Annotated in this window: 19 protein-coding genes; 6 read left to right on the top strand and 13 right to left on the bottom strand. The window is 57.5% G+C overall.

The window, feature by feature from the left end; genetic code table 11:
* Positions 1-100: 100 nt before the first annotated feature.
* The gene (locus tag FFB58_RS20740) at positions 101-697 is read right to left on the bottom strand and encodes a DUF1454 family protein (RefSeq protein ID WP_138370891.1); all 597 of its coding nucleotides are present in this window, start codon (positions 695-697) and stop codon (positions 101-103) included.
* A gap of 113 nt (positions 698-810) precedes the next feature.
* On the opposite strand from FFB58_RS20740, the gene FFB58_RS20735 reads away from it, so the two are divergent.
* Complete coding sequence (locus tag FFB58_RS20735; RefSeq protein ID WP_138370890.1) at positions 811-1,230, top strand: DUF805 domain-containing protein; 420 nt, start codon at positions 811-813, stop codon at positions 1,228-1,230.
* Here FFB58_RS20735 and fpr read toward each other — a convergent pair whose 3' ends face one another.
* From fpr to FFB58_RS20715, 4 genes are all read right to left on the bottom strand, one after another.
* Positions 1,231-1,977, bottom strand: coding sequence for a ferredoxin--NADP(+) reductase (gene fpr, locus FFB58_RS20730; protein WP_138370889.1), 747 nt, complete (start codon positions 1,975-1,977; stop codon positions 1,231-1,233). It lies immediately after the preceding gene.
* Between the two features lie 96 nt (positions 1,978-2,073).
* A complete protein-coding gene (gene glpX, locus FFB58_RS20725) occupies positions 2,074-3,084 on the bottom strand; it encodes a class II fructose-bisphosphatase (RefSeq protein WP_138370888.1) in 1,011 nt (336 codons plus the stop codon).
* Positions 3,085-3,254: 170 nt separating this feature from the next.
* Complete coding sequence (glpK, locus tag FFB58_RS20720) at positions 3,255-4,763, bottom strand: glycerol kinase GlpK (protein WP_039032132.1); 1,509 nt, start codon at positions 4,761-4,763, stop codon at positions 3,255-3,257.
* A 21-nt stretch (positions 4,764-4,784) separates the two neighbouring features.
* Positions 4,785-5,630: an MIP/aquaporin family protein gene (locus FFB58_RS20715; protein ID WP_039032131.1), complete on the bottom strand. Its 846-nt coding sequence runs from the start codon at positions 5,628-5,630 to the stop codon at positions 4,785-4,787.
* A gap of 401 nt (positions 5,631-6,031) precedes the next feature.
* On the opposite strand from FFB58_RS20715, the gene zapB reads away from it, so the two are divergent.
* The gene (gene zapB / locus FFB58_RS20710; RefSeq protein WP_039032130.1) at positions 6,032-6,271 is read left to right on the top strand and encodes a septal ring assembly protein ZapB; all 240 of its coding nucleotides are present in this window, start codon (positions 6,032-6,034) and stop codon (positions 6,269-6,271) included.
* An 80-nt stretch (positions 6,272-6,351) separates the two neighbouring features.
* Here zapB and rraA read toward each other — a convergent pair whose 3' ends face one another.
* From rraA to priA, 7 genes are all read right to left on the bottom strand, one after another.
* Complete coding sequence (rraA, locus tag FFB58_RS20705) at positions 6,352-6,837, bottom strand: ribonuclease E activity regulator RraA (RefSeq protein ID WP_039032129.1); 486 nt, start codon at positions 6,835-6,837, stop codon at positions 6,352-6,354.
* Positions 6,838-6,929: 92 nt separating this feature from the next.
* Entirely contained in the window at positions 6,930-7,856 is a 927-nt protein-coding gene (gene menA / locus FFB58_RS20700) for a 1,4-dihydroxy-2-naphthoate polyprenyltransferase (RefSeq protein ID WP_138370887.1), read from the bottom strand.
* Between the two features lie 62 nt (positions 7,857-7,918).
* On the bottom strand, positions 7,919-9,250 hold the full coding sequence (gene hslU, locus FFB58_RS20695) for an HslU--HslV peptidase ATPase subunit (protein ID WP_039032127.1): 1,332 nt from the start codon (positions 9,248-9,250) through the stop codon (positions 7,919-7,921).
* A gap of 9 nt (positions 9,251-9,259) precedes the next feature.
* Complete coding sequence (hslV, locus tag FFB58_RS20690) at positions 9,260-9,790, bottom strand: ATP-dependent protease subunit HslV (RefSeq protein WP_039032126.1); 531 nt, start codon at positions 9,788-9,790, stop codon at positions 9,260-9,262.
* A gap of 92 nt (positions 9,791-9,882) precedes the next feature.
* Positions 9,883-10,866 carry a cell division protein FtsN gene (gene ftsN, locus FFB58_RS20685; protein ID WP_138370886.1) on the bottom strand — a complete coding sequence of 328 codons (984 nt, stop codon included), beginning with the start codon at positions 10,864-10,866 and terminating at the stop codon, positions 9,883-9,885.
* Positions 10,867-10,959: 93 nt separating this feature from the next.
* The gene (gene cytR / locus FFB58_RS20680) at positions 10,960-11,985 is read right to left on the bottom strand and encodes a DNA-binding transcriptional regulator CytR (protein ID WP_039032124.1); all 1,026 of its coding nucleotides are present in this window, start codon (positions 11,983-11,985) and stop codon (positions 10,960-10,962) included.
* Between the two features lie 134 nt (positions 11,986-12,119).
* Complete coding sequence (gene priA / locus FFB58_RS20675) at positions 12,120-14,315, bottom strand: primosomal protein N' (RefSeq protein ID WP_138370885.1); 2,196 nt, start codon at positions 14,313-14,315, stop codon at positions 12,120-12,122.
* Positions 14,316-14,516: 201 nt separating this feature from the next.
* Here priA and rpmE point away from each other — a divergent pair, with 201 nt between their 5' ends.
* Positions 14,517-14,732 (top strand): 50S ribosomal protein L31, encoded by a 216-nt coding sequence (rpmE, locus tag FFB58_RS20670; protein WP_039032122.1) that lies wholly within the window; start codon positions 14,517-14,519, stop codon positions 14,730-14,732.
* Between the two features lie 51 nt (positions 14,733-14,783).
* Here the strand turns inward: rpmE and metJ are convergent, their stop codons facing one another.
* Positions 14,784-15,101, bottom strand: a complete 318-nt coding sequence (gene metJ, locus FFB58_RS20665; RefSeq protein WP_007369220.1) for a met regulon transcriptional regulator MetJ — start codon at positions 15,099-15,101, stop codon at positions 14,784-14,786.
* A 278-nt stretch (positions 15,102-15,379) separates the two neighbouring features.
* Here metJ and metB point away from each other — a divergent pair, with 278 nt between their 5' ends.
* The 3 genes from metB to metF all read left to right on the top strand — a co-directional run bounded on the left by metB (position 15,380) and on the right by metF (position 20,074).
* Positions 15,380-16,540: a cystathionine gamma-synthase gene (metB, locus tag FFB58_RS20660; RefSeq protein ID WP_039032121.1), complete on the top strand. Its 1,161-nt coding sequence runs from the start codon at positions 15,380-15,382 to the stop codon at positions 16,538-16,540.
* 2 nt (positions 16,541-16,542) lie between these two features.
* Complete coding sequence (locus FFB58_RS20655) at positions 16,543-18,975, top strand: bifunctional aspartate kinase/homoserine dehydrogenase II (protein ID WP_138370884.1); 2,433 nt, start codon at positions 16,543-16,545, stop codon at positions 18,973-18,975.
* A 208-nt stretch (positions 18,976-19,183) separates the two neighbouring features.
* The gene (metF, locus tag FFB58_RS20650; protein ID WP_039032119.1) at positions 19,184-20,074 is read left to right on the top strand and encodes a methylenetetrahydrofolate reductase; all 891 of its coding nucleotides are present in this window, start codon (positions 19,184-19,186) and stop codon (positions 20,072-20,074) included.
* The last annotated feature ends 51 nt before the right edge of the window (positions 20,075-20,125 follow it).

Genomic DNA, 20,125 nt, shown 5'->3' with positions numbered 1-20,125 from the left:
CACGCTCAAGAGCGAATTAAGGAATATGGCCACCCGATTGGGCAGCATGGTCTGTGAATCAGTATAGAGATTTTCCCTCGAAAGGCTTTGCTTTTTGTCATTAATTCGAGCCGCCAAGAGTCTCAGATAACGCCAGCTTAATCGGTTCAACAGCGAAGGTCAGCCCCTTTTCGCCGTTATCTGCCACCACATAGCGAACCGCGCCTTCCGTTTCGGCGTAGTAGCGTTTGTTTTTACCGGCGGTAAGCAGCTTTTGCAGTTTTTGCTGGCTCTGGGATTTGGTCAGCGCCGGAGTAAACGCCCGCAAAATTGCGCTCATATACTCCAGCGCTTTCGCTTTGGCGGCTTTCTGTTCCGGCCCCTGAATCGGCAGCCAGGTGATCTGCATACTCTTAATTTTGAGGGTTCCACGCTCCAGCGCCGTGGAGGCGTACAGATTCTCATTAATTTTGCTGGCAGCCCGGGTCAGGTTCGGGGTATCGCGCGCGCCGTCGATGGAGCGAAACTCACTGAGCGGCAGGGTTGGATTATCCTGATTAAAGGCTTCACGGAACAGGCTAATGGACTGATCGAACGTCGGCGCGCCCGGCATCACGTAGGGTGCGGTAGCCGGTGCGGAGGTCTCAGCAGCACGCAGAGAAAAGCTCGCACTTAACAGTGTTAAACCCAGCCAAATAAGGTGACGCCACATCTTCATCAATAAAGTCTCTGAATGTTACTGCCCACGATTAAAACGGGATCCGGCTGGCTTGTCAAAAGGATGCGACTCCAGGGTAAACTACGCTCCGCAATGATTTTAAGGAACCTGACATGACCATACAGCAGTGGTTGTTTGCATTCAAAGGGCGTATTGGACGCCGTGATTTCTGGATCTGGATTGGTGTATGGATTGTCGCCATGCTGGCTCTGTTTATTTTTGCCAATAACGCGTGGCTGAGCACCCAGACGGCGGCCTTCGCGCTGGTGTCGCTGCTGTGGCCGACCGCAGCGGTGTTAGTGAAACGTCTGCACGATCGTGGGCGTTCAGGGCTGTGGGCGCTGCTGGTGGTGCTGGCGTGGATGCTGCTGGCTGGCAACTGGTCGATGCTCCCTTCCATGCTGCCGTGGGTGGTTGGCAGGCTGATCCCCACCGTTATTTTTGTGATGATGATTGTCGACCTGGGCGCGTTCGTTGGCACCCAGGGCGAGAATAAATACGGTAAAGATACGATCGACGTGAAGTACCGCTGATTACCAGTAGTGCTCTGCGGTCATATGGCCCGGCCGACGGCGTAAATGTTTGGTCATCTGCCGGGTCTCTTTCAGCAGCTGCTGGGTGTCGCGCACCATCTGCGGGTTACCGCACAGCATCACATGGCTGGTGGCTGCATCCATTTTCAGACCTACGGCGGCTTCCAGTTCGCCATTTTCAATCAGGGCCGGGACGCGCCCGTTGAGTGACCCCGCTACCGTTTCACGGCTCACTACCGTCTGGATTTTCACTTTCCCTTCATAGCGCTTCTGCAGCTCCTGCATCAGCGGCAGGTAGCTCAGGTCTGCGGCATAGCGCGCGGCATGCACCAGCACGATATTCTTGAAGCGGTCGAGGTCTTGCCCATACTGCAGGATCGACAGGTAAGGGCCGATGGCGGTACCGGTCGCCAGCATCCACAGCGTTTCGCAGTCGGGTACTTCATCCAGCACGAAGAAGCCAGCGGCTTCGCTGACAATCTGGATCTCATCGTCGGGTTTTAGTGCCGCCAGACGCGGGCTGAGTTTGCCGTCGGGGACGGTGACAAGATAGAACTCGAGATCCGGGTTATCCGGCGCGTTGACATAGGAGTAGGCGCGCTGCACGCGTTCGCCGTCGATCTCCAGCCCCAGCTTGGCAAACTGCCCCGCCGTGAAGGGGTGGATGGGCGCATGAACGGTGAGACTAAATAGTGCATCGGTCCAGAATTCTACCTTTTTAACTTTGCCTGTTACCCAGTCAGCCATGATGTTCTCCTGTGCTTATGTCGGGATCTATCTTCCTTTCCTGGAGGGGAGATTTCCAGCCCGGGCGGGCCGGAAAGCTCAATTGATCAAACGGTTTTACAGAATGTGGGTCTGCACGTCGGGATCTTTGCGGTCCAGATAGTGAATTGACTGGATGCGGCGAATGGTGCGTGATTTACCCCGGATCAGCAGCGTTTCGGTGGTCGCCATGTTGCCTTTGCGGCTGATGCCGTCCAGCAGATCGCCTTTGGTGATCCCGGTGGCGGAGAAGATGACGTTATCGTTGCGGGCCATATCGTCCAGACGCAGCACGGTGTTGGCTGCAATCCCCATTGCCGCACAGCGGGCCAGCTCCTGCTCGCCGATACGGCGGTTCTCTTCGCTGTCGCCTTTCACGTCATGGCGCGCCAGCAGACGCCCGTGCATATCCCCGTCGAGGGCGCGGATCACCGCGGCAGAGACCACCCCTTCCGGTGCGCCGCCGATGCCGTACAGCACGTCGACTTCGCTGTCCGGCATGCAGGTAAGAATGGAGGCCGCCACGTCGCCGTCGGGGATGGCGAAGACGCGCACGCCGAGCTGCTGCATCTGGGCAATCACCCCATCGTGGCGCGGTTTAGCCAGGATAGTGACCGTCAGTTCGCTCAGCGGTTTATTGAGCGCGGCGGCGATGTTACGCAGGTTATCCGCCAGCGGCAGATTGAGGTCGATAACCCCTTTTGCGCCAGGGCCGACAATCAGCTTTTCCATATACATATCCGGCGCGTTGAGGAAGGTGCCTTTATCGCCCACGGCCAGCACTGCCAGCGCATTAGCCTGGCCCATGGCGGTCATGCGGGTGCCTTCAATCGGATCCACGGCGATATCCACCGCATCGCCTTTGCCGGTCCCGACTTTCTCGCCGATATAGAGCATTGGCGCTTCGTCGATTTCACCTTCGCCAATCACGATGGTGCCGTCGATGTTGACCTGGTTAAGCATGATGCGCATGGCGTGGACGGCTGCGCCGTCAGCGGTATTTTTGTCGCCACGGCCAAGCCACTTATAGCCTGCCAGGGCGGCAGCTTCGGTTACGCGGGAAAACTCGATAGCAAGTTCACGTTTCATCAGATACTCGTGCAATCAAAAGGAATTGCACGAAGTTTATCACAGAGTGGGGTGGGGTGCGGGCTGGGTCCCCCTCACCCCGGCCCTCTCCCCAAAGGGGCGAGGGTGTTCAAGTTCCCTCTCCCCTTTGGGGAGAGGGTTAGGGTGAGGGGTGAGGGGTAAGGCTTGTCTTACTCGTCGTGCTCTTCCCACGCCAGGGCGCGTTTCACCGCTTTCTTCCAGCCGCTGTAGCGGTAGTTGCGCTCGGTGGTTTCGATGCCCGGGCGGAATTCGCGTTCAATGACCGCTTTTTCCTGCAGTTCGTCCAGATTCTGCCAGAAGCCCACCGCCAGACCGGCAAGATAAGCCGCACCCAGCGCCGTCACTTCACGCACTTCCGGGCGCTCCACGCGGGTACCCAGAATGTCGGACTGGAACTGCATCAGGAAGTTGTTGGCAACCGCGCCGCCGTCCACACGCAGGGCGTGCAGGCGAATGCCGGAGTCGGCCTGCATCGCTTCCAGCACGTCGCGGGTCTGATAGGCAATCGACTCCAGCGTGGCGCGAATGATGTGGTTGGAGTTCACCCCACGCGTCAGGCCGAAAATCGCCCCGCGCGCATAGGGATCCCAGTACGGCGCACCCAGCCCGGTAAAGGCCGGCACCACGTACACGCCGTTGGTATCTTTCACCTTGGTGGCGAAATACTCTGAGTCAAAGGCGTCGCTGATCAGCTTCATCTCGTCGCGCAGCCACTGGATGGAGGCCCCCGCCATAAACACCGCGCCTTCCAGGGCGTAGTTCACTTCCCCGCGCGGGCCGCAGGCGATGGTGGTCAGCAGACCATGCTCCGATTTCACCGCCTTCTCGCCGGTATTCATCAGCATGAAGCAGCCGGTGCCGTAGGTGTTTTTCGCCATCCCTTCCTTCACGCACAGCTGGCCAAACAGCGCCGCCTGCTGGTCACCGGCGATCCCGGCGATAGGAATACGCGTGCCGCCTTTACCGCCGATATTGGTCTGGCCGTAGATTTCCGAGGATTTACGCACCTGCGGCAGCATGGCGCGCGGGATATCCAGCGCCTCCAGCATCTTGTCATCCCATTCCAGGGTGTTGATGTTGAACAGCATGGTACGCGAGGCGTTGGTGTAGTCGGTCACGTGGACGCGGCCCTGGGTCATCTTCCAGATAAGCCAGGTATCCACGGTGCCGAACAGCAGTTCGCCGCGTTTTGCCCGCTCGCGGGAGCCTTCAACGTGGTCGAGGATCCATTTCACCTTGGTGCCGGAGAAGTACGGGTCCACCACCAGGCCGGTGGCGCTACGCACGTACTCTTCCATACCGTCGCGCTTGAGCTTCTCGCAGATATCCGCGGTGCGGCGGCACTGCCAGACGATAGCGTTGTAAATCGGCTTACCGGTTTCGCGCTCCCAGACGATGGCCGTTTCACGCTGGTTGGTGATACCGATAGCGGCAATCTCATCGGAACTGATATCGGCTTTCGCCAGCACTTCAACCAGCGTTGAGCTTTGCGACGCCCAGATTTCCATTGGATCGTGCTCGACCCAGCCTGGCTTCGGATAAATTTGCTCGAATTCGCGCTGTGACACGCTGACGATGTTCGCGTCATGATCCATAACGACAGCGCGGGAGCTGGTCGTGCCCTGGTCGAGCGCAACGATATATTTTTTGTCGGTCATAGTTGTGGTCCCGTAGTCAGATTACAGCGAAGCGTTTTGTTGTGTGGCGGAAGAGGTGTCCTTCTCCTCGGCGACACAGGTGTCACACGGCAGGTGGCGGCCAATCAGTTTACGATAGCCGAAGGCACCCAGCGCAGCACCTACAATGGGGCCGAACAGCGGCACCAGGAAATAAGGAATATCTTTACCGCCGGTGAAGGCAACGTCGCCCCAGCCCGCGAAGAAGGCAAACGTCTTGGGTCCCAGGTCGCGCGCCGGGTTCATGGCAAAGCCCGTCAGCGGTCCCATTGATGCACCGATTACCGCAATCAGCAGGCCAATCAGCAGCGGTGCCAGCGGCCCGCGTGGAATGCCGTTGCCGTCATCCCCCAGGGCCATAATGACGCCCATCAGGATCGCGGTAATCACCATTTCCACCGCGAAGGCCTGCACAAAGTTTATGTGCGGATTCGGATAGGTGGAGAAGATACCCGCCAGCTCAAGGCTTTCGGTACTGCCGCGCACCATCTGGTGCGTCTGTTCAAAGTCGATAAACAGATTGTAATAGAGCCCGTAAACTAACGCCGCTGCACAAAAGGCACCGGCAAACTGCGCAACAATGAAGGGGATCACCTTGCGTTTGTCGAAGCAGGCAAACAGCCACAGCGCGATGGTGACCGCAGGGTTGAGATGCGCACCAGAAACACCCGCCGTCAGGTAGATGGCCATCGCCACGCCCAGACCCCAGATGATGCTGATTTCCCACTGCCCGAAACTGGCGCCCGCCACTTTCAGTGCAGCCACACATCCTACGCCAAAGAAAATCAACAACCCAGTACCCAGGAACTCTGCGATGCACTGGCCTTTTAAGGTTGATGTTTCACTCATAATCGGATCCTGAAAAGAATTAATGGTTATTGTTGGCGCGACGATTGTCGAAACCGCCACGATGTCCTGTAGACATAGTGTTAATTTATCGTTAACGAGCAAAAACGAGAAATATCGAACTTAAAATGTGTGTGCCGCGTCAACAAAATGAGCGATAACGCGCCATAAAGTGTGTGCGAGCGTTAATGAGCGAATGCGGGTTGAAGCATCCCGTTAACTAAAGTGTTAACAATTTAGGGGTATATGGTGCGAACGCACCAGGAGGAGGCTGAAAAGTATTGCAAACCGCAATCTGCGCGGTCTGCCGCTGGACAGGGAGGGCGGGGCTCCATACAATCGACACCAGGTGTTGTGCGCGTTTACGTCAAGCGTCGCCTTGCAAATTCAGGAGAGGTAGGATTATGTCGTTAGAAGTGTTTGAGAAACTGGAATCCAAAGTACAGCAGGCGATTGATACCATCACCCTGCTGCAGATGGAAATCGAAGAGCTGAAAGAAAAAAACAACGCGCTGTCGCAGGAAATTCAGACTGCTCAGCACGGTCGCGAAGAGCTGGAGCGTGAAAACCACCACCTGCGCGAACAGCAGAACGGCTGGCAGGATCGTCTGCATGCCCTGCTGGGACGTATGGAAGAAGTCTGATTCCCGTTATCTTTTACGCTTAACGGCGTGAGAGAGAATGAGCAGGCCGGGTAAGGCGAAGCCGCCACCCGGCTTTTTTATTACTCGATATCCAGCGGATCTTCAGAGAGGATAATGCCGGTATTATCGGCATAGAGATGGTCGCCGGAGAAGAACGTCACACCGCCGAAATTAACGCGCACGTCGCTTTCGCCAATGCCTTCCCCTGCGGCACCCACCGGAATGGCAGCAATCGCCTGAATGCCCAGATCGAGCTCTTCGAGGTCGTCCACCTGACGCACCGCGCCATAGACCACAATGCCTTCCCATTCGTTTTGCATGGCAAGACGAGCCAGTTCGGCATCAATTAACGCGCGACGCACGGAGCCACCGCCGTCGATCAGCAGAATGCGACCACGGCCGTTCTGTTCGAGCAGATCGTACAGCAACCCGTTATCCTCAAAACATTTAACCGTGATGATTTGTCCGCCAAATGACGACCGTCCACCAAAGTTGGAGAACAGCGGTTCTACGACGTTAACATCTTCCTGGTAGATGTCACAAAGCTCGGAGGTATCGTATTTCATAGGTTTAACGCTCTGTTGCTGCAAGTGATTTCAGTATATCGCGCGAAATGCATTGTTTGCAAAATCATCAATTGTTAATTGATATTTGTCAGCTAATTTAGCGTCTGGCTGAGAACAATCCCTATCACGAACAACAGGTTAGTTAGTAACGCCCCTTTTACCGTGCGTTCCAGCATCGGCGGCATTGCCGAGGCGCTCTGCTCGCGCATCACGTAGCGGGCCTGTTTGAACAGCAGCGGCGCGGCAAGGATGAACAGCCAGCCCCACAGACTGTGCAGCGACAGCAGATTAAACAGCGCCAGACAAAACAGCGCACCCATCAGCAGGCAGGCATGGTAGCGGCGCGCGTTCACCGGCCCTAAACGGACCGCCAGGGTGTTTTTACCGTTCTGCCGATCGCTGTCGATATCGCGCAGGTTATTGATATTGAGTACCGCCGTCGCCAGCAGGCCGCAGGCGGTGGCCGGCAGAAACAGGGCAGGGATCAGCGTATGCGCCTGCAGATACCAGCTACCCATCACGCTCAGCCAGCCGAAGAACACCAGTACGGAAATATCACCCAGACCAATGTATCCGTAAGGGCGGGTGCCGACGGTATAGGTGATCGCCGCGACGATGGCCAGCAGGCCGAGCACCAGGAAGCCAACCGCATCCGCCGGCGTTTTACAGGCCACCAGCACCAGCGCAATCCCCGAAAGACAGATCAGCGCGACGGTGATAATCAGCGCCCGTTTCATCTGCTCCTGGGTGATCACCCCTTTCTGCATCCCGCGCAGGGGCCCGATACGGTCAGGCTTATCGCTGCCCTTAACGGCATCGCCATAATCGTTGGCAAGGTTAGAGAGAATTTGCAGCAGACCGGCGGTTACCAGCGCCAGTGAGGCCACCAGCGGGTCAAAATGTCCCTGCCACCACGCGAGGGCGGTGCCGACAATAATGGCGGCGAAAGCGAGAGGAAGAGTTTTAGGACGCAGGCTTTCCAGCCAGGCACGTGTACGGCTGATTTCAGTCATAGTTATTTAGCCAATAAAAATGGGGCTTTTCAGCCCCATCATCAGTGATGAATATGCAATGACCGCGATTATAGGATAAAACGGCTCAGATCTTCATCTGCTACTAAAGCATCAAGGTGCTTACTCACATAGTCGGCATCAATGGTAATGCTCTCGCCGTTAAGGTCGCTGGCATCATAAGAGATGTCTTCCATCAGGCGTTCCAGCACGGTATGCAGACGACGCGCACCGATGTTCTCGGTGGTTTCGTTAACCTGCCATGCGGCCTGTGCGATACGCTTGATACCGTCTTCGGTGAACTCGATGTTCACGCCTTCGGTCGCCATCAGCGCTTTGTACTGCACGGTGATGGAGGCGTTCGGCTCGGTCAGGATGCGCTCGAAATCTTCAGTGGTCAGCGCCTGGAGCTCAACGCGGATCGGCAGACGACCCTGCAGTTCCGGGATCAGGTCAGACGGCTTGGCCACCTGGAACGCGCCGGAGGCGATAAACAGAATGTGGTCGGTTTTCACCATGCCGTGCTTGGTGGAGACGGTGCAGCCTTCAACCAGCGGCAGCAGGTCGCGCTGTACGCCTTCACGGGAAACGTCCGGGCCGGAGGATTCGCCGCGCTTACAGATTTTATCGATCTCATCGATAAACACGATGCCGTGCTGCTCTACCGCGTCGATAGCGTCCTGCTTCAGCTCTTCCGGGTTCACCAGCTTCGCCGCTTCTTCTTCAATCAGCAGCTTCATCGCGTCTTTGATTTTCAGCTTACGCGGCTTTTGCTTCTGCCCGCCCAGGTTCTGGAACATGGACTGTAGCTGGCTGGTCATCTCTTCCATGCCTGGCGGAGACATAATTTCTACGCCCATTGGCGCAGCGGCGAGATCGATCTCAATCTCTTTGTCATCCAGCTGGCCTTCACGCAGTTTTTTGCGGAACGCCTGGCGCGCAGCAGACGGCTCGGCAGGCTGCTCTGCCTGGCCCCAGTTGTTTTTCGCCGGTGGGATCAGCACATCCAGGACACGCTCTTCCGCCATCTCTTCGGCGCGATAGCGGTTTTTCTCGATGGACTGGACGCGAACCATTTTGATCGCGGAATCGGTCAGATCGCGGATGATAGAGTCCACTTCTTTCCCGACATAGCCCACTTCGGTGAACTTGGTCGCTTCGACTTTGATGAACGGCGCGTTGGCCAGTTTCGCCAGACGACGGGCGATCTCGGTTTTACCGACACCGGTCGGGCCGATCATCAGAATGTTTTTTGGCGTCACTTCATGGCGCAGCACTTCGTCCAGCTGCATACGACGCCAGCGGTTACGCAGGGCGATCGCCACAGAACGCTTGGCGTTATCCTGGCCGATAATGTGTTTGTTCAGTTCGCTGACAATTTCGCGTGGGGTCATTTCAGACATGAGAAATCCTTACGCCTTAGACGGCAATTCTTCGATGGTGTGGAAGTGGTTGGTATAGATGCAGATATCCCCTGCAATATCCAACGCCTTCACAGCGATATCGCGCGCGCTCAGGTCGGAGTTTTCCAACAGCGCACGGGCGGCGGCCTGGGCGTACGGGCCACCGGAACCGATAGCAATCAGGTCATTTTCTGGCTGCACCACGTCACCGTTACCGGTGATGATCAGCGAGGCATTTTCATCGGCAACCGCCAGCAGCGCTTCCAGCTTGCGCAGCATACGGTCGGTACGCCAGTCTTTCGCCAGCTCAACGGCGGCTTTCACCAGATGTCCCTGATGCATTTCCAGTTTACGTTCAAACAGCTCAAACAGCGTGAAGGCGTCAGCGGTACCGCCCGCAAAACCGGCGATCACTTTGTCGTTATACAGACGACGCACTTTTTTCACGTTGCCTTTCATGACGGTATTACCCAGCGTGGCCTGGCCATCACCGGCAATCACCACCTGGCCGTTACGGCGTACACTTACTATTGTTGTCACGAGCAGACCCCCTGGTTACAAATTCGGAATAGAGGCCCCGAGCCAGTGCTCAGGGCTGAATAGAATGATAGATGGGGGGGATTTTGGGGGTTTCAACCCCCGGAAGCGAGTCGAATGCAGTTTGCGTGACCTGCCATCTTCAGACGAGAGATGGTGCCATCGGCATTTTCTTTGCCTTTTACCGGGCCGATCACCACGCGATTCCAGCCGTTATTGGTGGTGATGCGTGAGTCAAAGCCCTCAAAGGCCAGCTGGGCACGCACGGTTTCCGCCTGCTCCGCGCCTTTAAATGAACCGCACTGTACCATCCAGCGACGTTCGTCTTTCTTCTCTGCCGTCTGCTTCGGTGCTTCGGTCTCTTTAGTGACCGGCGCGGCCTTCGGCTGCTGGGCGGTGGTATGCGCAGGCGTTTGCAGCAGATCCTGATACGGCTGCGCGTTGCTATTTTGCTTCGCAGGCTGCGTCTTCGGCTGTTGCGCCGGTTGCGTCTGCGCGGTACGTGGCTGCTGGTACGGCTGTTCCGTTGCCCGCGGCTGCGCTTTCGGCTGCTGTACCGTCTGGGTCTGCGCCCACTGCTGTTGTTGCTGAACCTGTTGCTGCGCCTGGCGCTGACGCTGCAGCGTTTGCTGGCGCTGTGCTGGCGTTTGCTCATTCCACGGCACTTCGTTGAGCTGGGTAGGCTGCTGGCGCATATCGGCCTGCATCTGGGCCAGCAACTGGCGCTGTTCATTGGTTAACTGGGTAGGATCAACCACCTCGCCACCGGCAGAAGGCTCGGTTGGTGCACGCACGCCCGGCTGGCGGCTTTCAAGCTCTTTAATATAGCGCCAGCGCTCTTCCGGTTTCGGAGGCAAGCCGTTGCCGACAACTTTGTTGCCCTGCAGCGCTTCTGCTTCTTCTTTTTTATGGTGCGTAATGAACCAGAGGCCGCCGATGAATGCCACCAGTACCGCCGCCGCAATCGCGACCATGGCAGGCGAGACCGCAGGCAGGCTGCGTTGCGGTTTCCGTGAGCTACTCTTTTTGCGTCGCGAAGGTGCCGGCTGGCCGCGACGTACATAATCTCGTTGTGCCACTATCGTTTCGCTGTATTTTTTCGTTTGTCAGCCCGTCATGTTACTTAAGCGACGGGCCTTTGACCAGATGAGGACGTCTGAAAGGCGTTTACTTTAAGTCAGTGCCTGGGTTGAACCCCGAACAATCAATTCACAGTCCAGTAAACGGGAGCCGCTGCTAACCGTTTGTCCGTTCAGCTGATCCAGCAGCAACAGCATCGCTTCCCGGCCAATATCATAGCGGGGTTGCGCCACCGTCGAGAGCGGCGGATCGCAAAATTCAGACAGAGAAATGTTATCGAAGCCAATAATCGACAGGTCTTTCGGCACATTCAGGCCGCGCCGTTTGGCGTAAGAGAGTGCGCCCAGCGCCATTACGTCGCTATGGCAGAACACCGCAGTAGGCGGTTGCGGCAGCGACAGCAGTTTTTCCAGCGCCAGGCCGCCTGCGGCATAGGTAAAGTCACCGCGAGCGATATAGTGCGGATCCACCGTCGCCCCGGTGCGGCGCAGCGCCTGAACATAGCCCTGCAGGCGATAGTGGCACAGCGGCATCTCTTCCGGCCCGGCGATGCAGCCGATACGTTTATGACCGAGCTCCTGCAGATAATTCACGGCGTTGAACGCGGCGGTGAGGTTATCGATATGGACGGTCGGCAGCTCCAGTTCAGGAGCGAACTCGTTGGCCATCACCATTGGCGGTAAATTGCGCTGCTCTTCAATGCTGGCATCAAAAGGCAGACGGGAACCAAGCAGCAGCATGCCGTCGATCTGCTTGGTGATAATCAGGTCGATGAAGGTCTTTTCCTGCTGGTTCTGGTGCGCGCAGTCGCCAATCAGCACCAGGTAGCCCTGGGCGGCGGCGGTCACTTCGATGCCGCGGATGATTTCGCTGAAAAAGGGATCGCAGATATCGGGCACAATGACCAGAATGGTGCGGGATTCGTTTCGTTTGACGTTTCGGCCCATGGCCTGGGGCAGATAACCCACCTCCAGCGCAGCCTGCTCAACGCGATTGCGCGTGCTTTGCGAGACTTTGTCGGGATTCATTAAGGCTCGGGATACCGTTGCCGTTGAGACTTTTGCTTTCAGGGCAACATCTTTCATGGTCGCCGAGGCAACCTCTTTCCTGGACTTCAACCTCTTCTCCTCGCAGGCGTATCACCGCTCTTCTGACTGAATCAGTTTTATCAGATTGCGAATGGAAGCGGTTACAGAATTTTCATAAAAAGTGTGAGTCATGTTGAATTTTTCGATCCGCCTCCCACCATTTTTTAACTTTCGATGGGATCGACATCCAGCACCCACTTCACCTTACGCGCTTCCGGCAGGGTATTTATTAACGCCAGTGTTCCGCTGACGATATGTTGCAGACGCACCCGGGAAGGGTGTTGCAGCAGAATTTGCCAACGATAGCGTCCGCCGCGTTTGGGCGCTAATGCCGGAACCGGACCTAAAATCCACAGCTGATTATCCACCAGCGGGCTGGCCTGCAGCAGATTGCGCAGCTGCTGGAGGAACAGCGGCGCCTGCTGGTTGTTGTGATCCTCGGCGCGGATAATCACATGGCTGGTCCACGGCGGGAGTTGCAGGGTCTGACGCTCCGCCAGGGCCTGCTCGGCAAAGGCGTCGTAGCCTTTATGCAGCAGGGTTTGCAGCAGCGGATGCTCGGGATGGTGGGTCTGCAGCACCACTTCGCCCTGTTTACCGGCGCGCCCGGCACGGCCAGCCACCTGGGTATAGAGCTGGGCAAAGCGCTCTGCAGAACGGAAATCCGCCGAGAACAGCGCGCCGTCAACGTCCAGCAGCGCCACCAGGGTGACGTCCGGGAAGTGGTGCCCTTTCGCCAGCATCTGGGTACCAATCAGGATGCGCGCCCCGCCGCGATGCACCTCTGCCAGCTGCTGCTCAAGCGCCCCTTTGCGGCTGGTGGTGTCGCGGTCGATACGTGAGATGGCCACGCCGGGGAAGAAGGGGGTCAGCGCCTGCTCCAGCTGCTCTGTGCCCAGCCCGACCGGCACCATATGGGTGGAGCCGCAGGAAGGGCACTGGCGCGGCACCGGACGCTGGCTGTCGCAGTGGTGACAGCGCAAATGGTGCTGCGCCTGATGCAGGGTGTAATAGTGATCGCAGCGCGGGCACTCGGCTATCCAGCCGCAGTCGTGACACAGCAGCGCCGGGGCAAAGCCGCGACGGTTGAGAAACAGGATCACCTGGTTGTTGGCCTGCAGATGCTGGCGCATGCGGGTAATTAACGCCGGGGCTAATCCCGCCTGCACCTGCTGGCCTTTCAGATCCAGCACGTGCTGCATGGCTGGCCGGGCATTACCCGCCCGTCGCGTCAGGCGTAATAGATGGTATTTACGCTGGCGCACGTTATGCAGCGTCTCCAGCGCAGGGGTCGCCGAGCCAAGAATAATCGGGATCTGCTCGCTGTGGGCGCGGTACACCGCCAGGTCGCGGGCGTGATAGCGCCAGCCTTCCTGCTGTTTATAAGAGCTGTCGTGCTCTTCGTCGATAACGATCACGCCAAGATTTTTAAACGGCGTGAACAGGGATGAGCGGGTGCCAATCACAATCGCCGCTTCGCCATTTTTGGCTTTCAGCCAGGCGCTGAGGCGCTCGCTGTCGTTTAACCCGGAGTGCAGCACCTCGACCGGAGCATTAAACCGCTCGCGAAAACGGGCGATGGTCTGCGGCGTCAGGCCGATTTCCGGCACCATCACCAGCGCCTGTTTGCCCTGAGCCAGCACATTTTCCAGCACGCTCAGATAGACTTCGGTCTTACCGGAACCGGTGACGCCCGCCAGCAGCCAGGCCGAGAAGCGATCGGAGGCGCTGTGGATCGCGCCAACGGCGGTTGCCTGTTCGGTATTCAGCCGCAGACGGTCGCCCGCCACGCTAAAGCCGTCGCGCCAGTCGATAAGCGCTGGCGCTTCGCAGGCCAGCTCGCTCAGCCCTTTTTTGCGTAAGCTCTGCAGCGCCGCGTCGTTAAAATCGAGGCTCTCAACCTGGTGCCGCCAGATCCGGCCCTGGCGTAACGCCGCCAGCGCCTGCTGCTGTTTCGGGGAGCGTTTCAGGCTGTTAATGTCCACCGCCTGGCCCTGCTCGGTGGCAAACCAGTACCACATCGGCGCGTGGCTGGCGCTTTTGCCCTGACGTAACAGAATGGGTAGGGCATGAAACAGCACGTCGCCAATGGGATGATGATAATAGTCGGCGGCCCACAGCAGCAGTCGCCAGACGCTGGAGGAAAAGACCGGTTCGCTGTCCAGCACCTCAACCACGCTCTTCAGGTCACTGAGAGGCAGTTCGCTTTGCTGGCTGACGGAAACCACAACGCCCACCCGCTGCTGTTTGCCAAACGGCACCGTCACGCGACAGCCCGCTACGGCCTGCATGCCGTCCGGCAGCAGGTAGTCGAAGGTGCGGGGAAGCGGAACGGGCAGGGCAACGTGAGCAACGGGCATCGAATCTTCCTGACTTGAAAAGTGGCGCGTTAGTATACACATTAGTGAAAGGCGGCGTGCGGATCAGTTTGCATACCCTGGTTAAATTCTGTATGATTCGCCGCCTTTGGTGCACTTTGCATCAAAGAACTTACATTCAACATCGCGTGGTGTCTGGCGTTAGGGCTGGAAGAGCGACGCGGCCTTAACTGAGGTTCTCCCATGAAAAAAGATATCCATCCTAAATACGAAATGATTACTGCAAACTGTTCTTGCGGTAACTCTATCCAGATCCGCTCCACCGTGGGTCATGATCTGAACCTGGACGTGTGCGGCCAGTGCCACCCGTTCTACACTGGTAAGCAGCGTGATGTTGCAACCGGTGGCCGTGTTGACCGCTTCAACAAGCGTTTCAGCATCCCGGGCTCTTCTAAGTAAGATGCATCCCGAAAAAAAAGCGCCGCAAGGCGCTTTTTTTGTATCTGCAAATCAGTATTCCCACGTATCCGGGTCGATACCCAGTTCACGCATGATCACCTTCGCCTCTTCCGGAATTTCATCGCTACGCTCTTTGCGCAGGTCTTCATCGTTCGGCAAAGGCTGGCCGGTAAACGCGTGCAGGAACGCTTCGCACAGCAGCTCGCTGTTGGTAGCGTGACGCAGGTTATTCACCTGACGACGCGTGCGCTCATCGGTGAGGATTTTTAACACCTTCAGAGGAATGGAAACCGTAATTTTTTTTACTTGTTCACTCTTCTTACCGTGCTCAGCGTATGGGCTGATATATTCGCCGCTCCATTCAGCCATGAGATACCTTTAATCCTCTCTGTCATTAATATGAGGCCGACACCGCAGCGGTTCGCAGGGTTTCGCGCCATAATCTCGCGTAGTTTACCGTAGAGACGCCGTCGTGACACGGATATTGCCTCTGCGGTATGCGCTAAAGCATATAATTTTAACGGCTATTTGCGCATTGCTCAATCTATACGCAAAGAAGTTTAGATGTCCAGATGTATTGACGTCCATATAATCAATGTTTACTCTGGTGCCTGACTTTTCATCCATTAAGCCAGGAAGCCTTCACCATGACGCGTAAACAGGCCACCATCGCAGTGCGTAGCGGATTGAATGACGACGAACAGTACGGCTGCGTTGTCCCGCCGATTCATCTCTCCAGTACCTATAACTTCACCGGATTTAATGAACCACGCGCCCATGACTACTCGCGCCGTGGCAACCCTACGCGTGATGTCACCCAGCGTGCGCTGGCGGAACTGGAAGGTGGCGCAGGCGCGGTGATGACCAACACCGGCATGTCGGCGATTCATCTGGTGACCACCGTGTTCCTGAAACCTGGCGATCTGCTGGTGGCCCCGCACGACTGTTACGGCGGCAGCTACCGTCTGTTCGACAGCCTGGCGAAGCGCGGTTGCTATCGCGTGCTGTTTGTCGATCAGGGTGATGAGCAGGCGCTGAAACAGGCGCTGGCAGAAAAACCGAAGCTGGTATTAATCGAAAGTCCAAGCAACCCGCTGCTGCGCGTTGTGGACATCGCAAAAATTTGTCAGCTTTCGAGGGATGCGGGAGCGATAAGTGTAGTGGATAATACGTTCCTCAGTCCGGCGCTGCAGAACCCGCTGGCACTGGGAGCAGATCTGGTATTGCATTCATGCACCAAATATCTGAACGGCCACTCGGATGTGGTTGCCGGGGTGGTGATTGCAAAAGATCCGGAAGTTGTCACCGAACTGGCATGGTGGGCGAATAACATCGGCGTCACCGGCAGCGCGTTCGACAGCTATCTGCTGCTGCGTGGTCTGCGCACCCTGTCGCCGCGTATGGACGTGGCGCAGCGTAATGCCCAGGCGATTGTCGATTTCCTGAAGACCCAGCCGCTGGTGAAAAAGCTTTATCACCCGTCGCTGCCGGACAATCAGGGGCACGAGATTGCGGCGCGTCAGCAAAAGGGTTTTGGCGCGATGTTAAGCTTTGAACTGGATGGCGATGAGCAGACGCTGCGTCGCTTCCTGAGCGGGTTGTCACTGTTTACGCTGGCGGAATCTTTAGGTGGGGTTGAAAGCTTGATCTCCCACGCCGCCACCATGACGCACGCAGGCATGGCGCCAGAAGCGCGTGCCGCCGCCGGGATCTCCGAGACGCTGTTGCGTATCTCAACCGGTATTGAAGATTGTGAAGATTTAATTGCCGATCTGGAAAATGGCTTCCAGGTCGCAGCCAAGGGGTAATCATGAGTGTGATAGCGCAGGCAGGGGCGAAGGGTCGTCAGCTGCACAAGTTTGGTGGTAGTAGTCTTGCTGATGTGAAATGTTACCTGCGGGTCGCGGGGATCATGGCAGAGTATTCGATGCCGGGGGACATGATGGTTGTCTCCGCGGCGGGCAGCACCACCAACCAGTTGATTAGCTGGCTGAAGTTAAGCCAGACCGATCGTCTCTCTGCGCATCAGGTTCAACAAGCGTTACGCCGTTATCAGAGTGAACTGATCGCCGGTTTACTGCCTGCTGACGTGGCCGATGGCCTGATTAGCAACTTTATCCAGGATCTGGAGCGGCTGGCCGCGTTACTCGACAGCGGCGTGACCGATGCCGTCTACGCAGAAGTGGTGGGCCACGGCGAAGTGTGGTCTGCCCGTCTGATGGCAGCCGTCCTGCAACAGCAGGGGCTGGAGGCCGCATGGCTGGACGCGCGTGATTTCCTGCGCGCCGAACGTGGCGCTCAGCCGCAGGTGGATGAAGGCCTCTCCTATCCGCTGCTTCAGCAACTGCTGGTGCAGCATCCGAATAAACGTATTGTCGTGACCGGCTTTATCAGCCGCAGCAACGCGGGTGAAACCGTGCTGCTGGGACGTAACGGCTCCGACTACTCTGCGACGCAGATCGGTGCCCTGGCGGGCGTCTCTCGCGTCACCATCTGGAGCGACGTGGCCGGCGTCTACAGTGCCGACCCGCGTAAGGTGAAAGATGCGTGTCTGCTGCCGCTGCTGCGTCTCGACGAAGCCAGCGAACTGGCGCGCCTCGCAGCTCCGGTTCTTCACGCCCGTACCTTACAGCCGGTCTCCGGCAGCGATATCGACCTGCAGCTGCGCTGTAGCTATACGCCGGATCAGGGGTCAACCCGCATTGAGCGCGTGCTGGCCTCCGGCACGGGGGCGCGTATCGTTACCAGCCATGACGATATCTGCCTGATCGAGTTCCTCGTTCCGGCCGGGCAGGATTTCAAACAGGCGCATAAAGAGATTGAACTGATCCTCAAGCGTGCTCAGGTGCGTCCGCTGGCCGTGGGTGTGCATACTGACCGTCACCTGCTGCAGTTCTGCTACACCGCAGAAGTGGCCGACAGCGCGCTGAAAATTCTCGATGAAGCGGGCCTGCCGGGCGAGCTTCGTCTGCGTCAGGGGCTGGCGCTGATCGCCATGGTCGGCGCGGGCGTCACCCGTAACCCGCTGCACTGCCACCGTTTCTGGCAGCAGCTGAAAGGCCAGCCGGTTGAATTTACCTGGCAGTCGGAAGAGGGCATCAGCCTGGTGGCGGTGATGCGTACCGGGCCAACGGAGAGCCTGATCCAGGGCCTGCACCAGTCGCTGTTCCGCGCCGAAAAACGTATCGGCCTGATGCTGTTCGGGAAAGGCAATATCGGTTCCCGCTGGCTGGAGCTGTTTGCCCGTGAACAGACCACGCTTTCCGCGCGTACCGGCTTTGAATTTGTGCTGGCGGGGGTGGTGGACAGCCGCCGCAGCCTGCTCAGCTATGAAGGGCTGGACGCCAGCCGTGCGCTGGCCTTCTTCAACGACGAAGCCATTGAACAGGATGAAGAGTCGCTGTTCCTGTGGATGCGTGCCCATCCGTATGACGACCTGGTGGTGCTGGATGTGACCGCCAGCGAGCAGCTGGCCGATCAGTATCTTGATTTTGCCAGCCACGGTTTCCACGTCATCAGCGCCAACAAACTGGCGGGTGCCAGCAATACCCGCAACTACCGTCAGATTCATGACGCGTTTGAAAAAACGGGCCGTCACTGGCTGTACAACGCCACCGTCGGCGCGGGTCTGCCGGTTAACCACACCGTGCGCGATCTGATCGAAAGCGGTGACAGCATTCTGGCGATCAGCGGTATTTTCTCCGGCACTCTCTCCTGGCTGTTCCTGCAGTTTGATGGCACCGTGCCGTTCACCGACCTGGTGGATCAGGCGTGGCAGCAGGGGCTGACCGAGCCGGACCCACGCGTTGACCTCTCCGGGAAAGACGTGATGCGTAAGCTGGTGATTGTGGCGCGTGAGGCGGGCTACGACATCGAGCCGAATCAGGTACGTGTGGAGTCGCTGGTGCCAGCGGGCTGCGAAGAGGGATCTGTCGATCACTTCTTCGAGAACGGCGATGCGCTGAACGAGCAGATGCTACAGCGTCTGGAAGCGGCGCGCGAAATGGGTCTGGTGCTGCGCTACGTGGCGCGTTTCGATGCCAACGGCAAAGCGCGCGTTGGGGTTGAGGCCGTACGTCCTGAACATCCGCTGGCGGCGCTGCTGCCGTGCGATAACGTCTTTGCCATCGAAAGCCGCTGGTATCGCGATAACCCGCTGGTTATCCGTGGTCCGGGTGCGGGCCGCGACGTGACCGCCGGGGCAATCCAGTCAGATATCAACCGTCTGGCGCAGCTGCTGTAATCTTTGTGTTTTCCCCCTCTCCCCTAAGGGGAGAGGGAATAGTTACCCCATCCTGAACGTTTTTCACTTTCCCTGAGCATTCCTCACCGTTATTGATGATATTTTCAGTTGACGCCAGTCCGCTTTTCCGTCATTTTTACATCTGGACGTCTAAACGTATAGAAGTTCGAATACAACAAACAACGACACGCGATTGATGAGGTAAGGTATGAGCTTTTTTCACGCCAACCAGCGGGAAGCCCTGAATCAGAGCCTGGCTGAAGTAAACGGCCAGATTAACGTCTCTTTTGAATTTTTCCCGCCGCGCACCAGTGAAATGGAGCAGACCCTGTGGGCCTCTATCGATCGCCTGAGCAGCCTGAAGCCAAAATTTGTCTCCGTAACTTACGGCGCCAACTCCGGCGAGCGCGACCGCACGCACAGCATCATCAAAGGGATTAAGGACCGTACCGGTCTGGAAGCTGCCCCGCATCTGACCTGTATCGATGCCACCCGTGATGAGCTGCGCGCCATCGCCCAGGATTACTGGAACAACGGTATCCGTCATATCGTGGCCCTGCGCGGCGACCTGCCGCCAGGCAGCGGCAAGCCGGAGATGTACGCCACCGATCTGGTTGCCCTGTTGAAAGAGGTTGGTGACTTCGATATCTCCGTCGCGGCCTACCCGGAGGTTCACCCGGAGGCGAAAAGCGCCCAGGCGGATCTGCTCAACCTGAAACGCAAAGTGGATGCCGGTGCGAACCGCGCCATCACCCAGTTCTTCTTTGATGTGGAAAGCTATCTGCGCTTCCGTGACCGCTGCGTCTCAGCCGGTATCGACGTGGAGATTATTCCGGGGATCCTGCCGGTCTCTAACTTCAAACAGGCGAAGAAATTTGCCGACATGACCAACGTGCGTATCCCGCTGTGGATGGCAAAAATGTATGAAGGTCTGGACGATGACGCTGAAACCCGCAAGCTGGTGGGCGCGAATATCGCTATGGACATGGTGAAAATTCTCAGCCGCGAAGGGGTAAAAGATTTCCATTTCTATACCCTCAACCGCGCCGAAATGAGCTACGCGATCTGCCACACTTTGGGGGTTCGCCCGGGCCTGTAAAAGCAAATCCCTCATAAATATGAGGGATTTTTTGTTTTCGTCCGATTTCGA

It is taken from the genome of Enterobacter sp. MF024 (genome assembly GCF_005843915.1).
Lineage (GTDB): Bacteria > Pseudomonadota > Gammaproteobacteria > Enterobacterales > Enterobacteriaceae > Enterobacter > Enterobacter barmai.
Note: the sequence above shows the minus strand (reverse complement) of the source record. Positions and strands in the feature narration are given on the sequence as shown.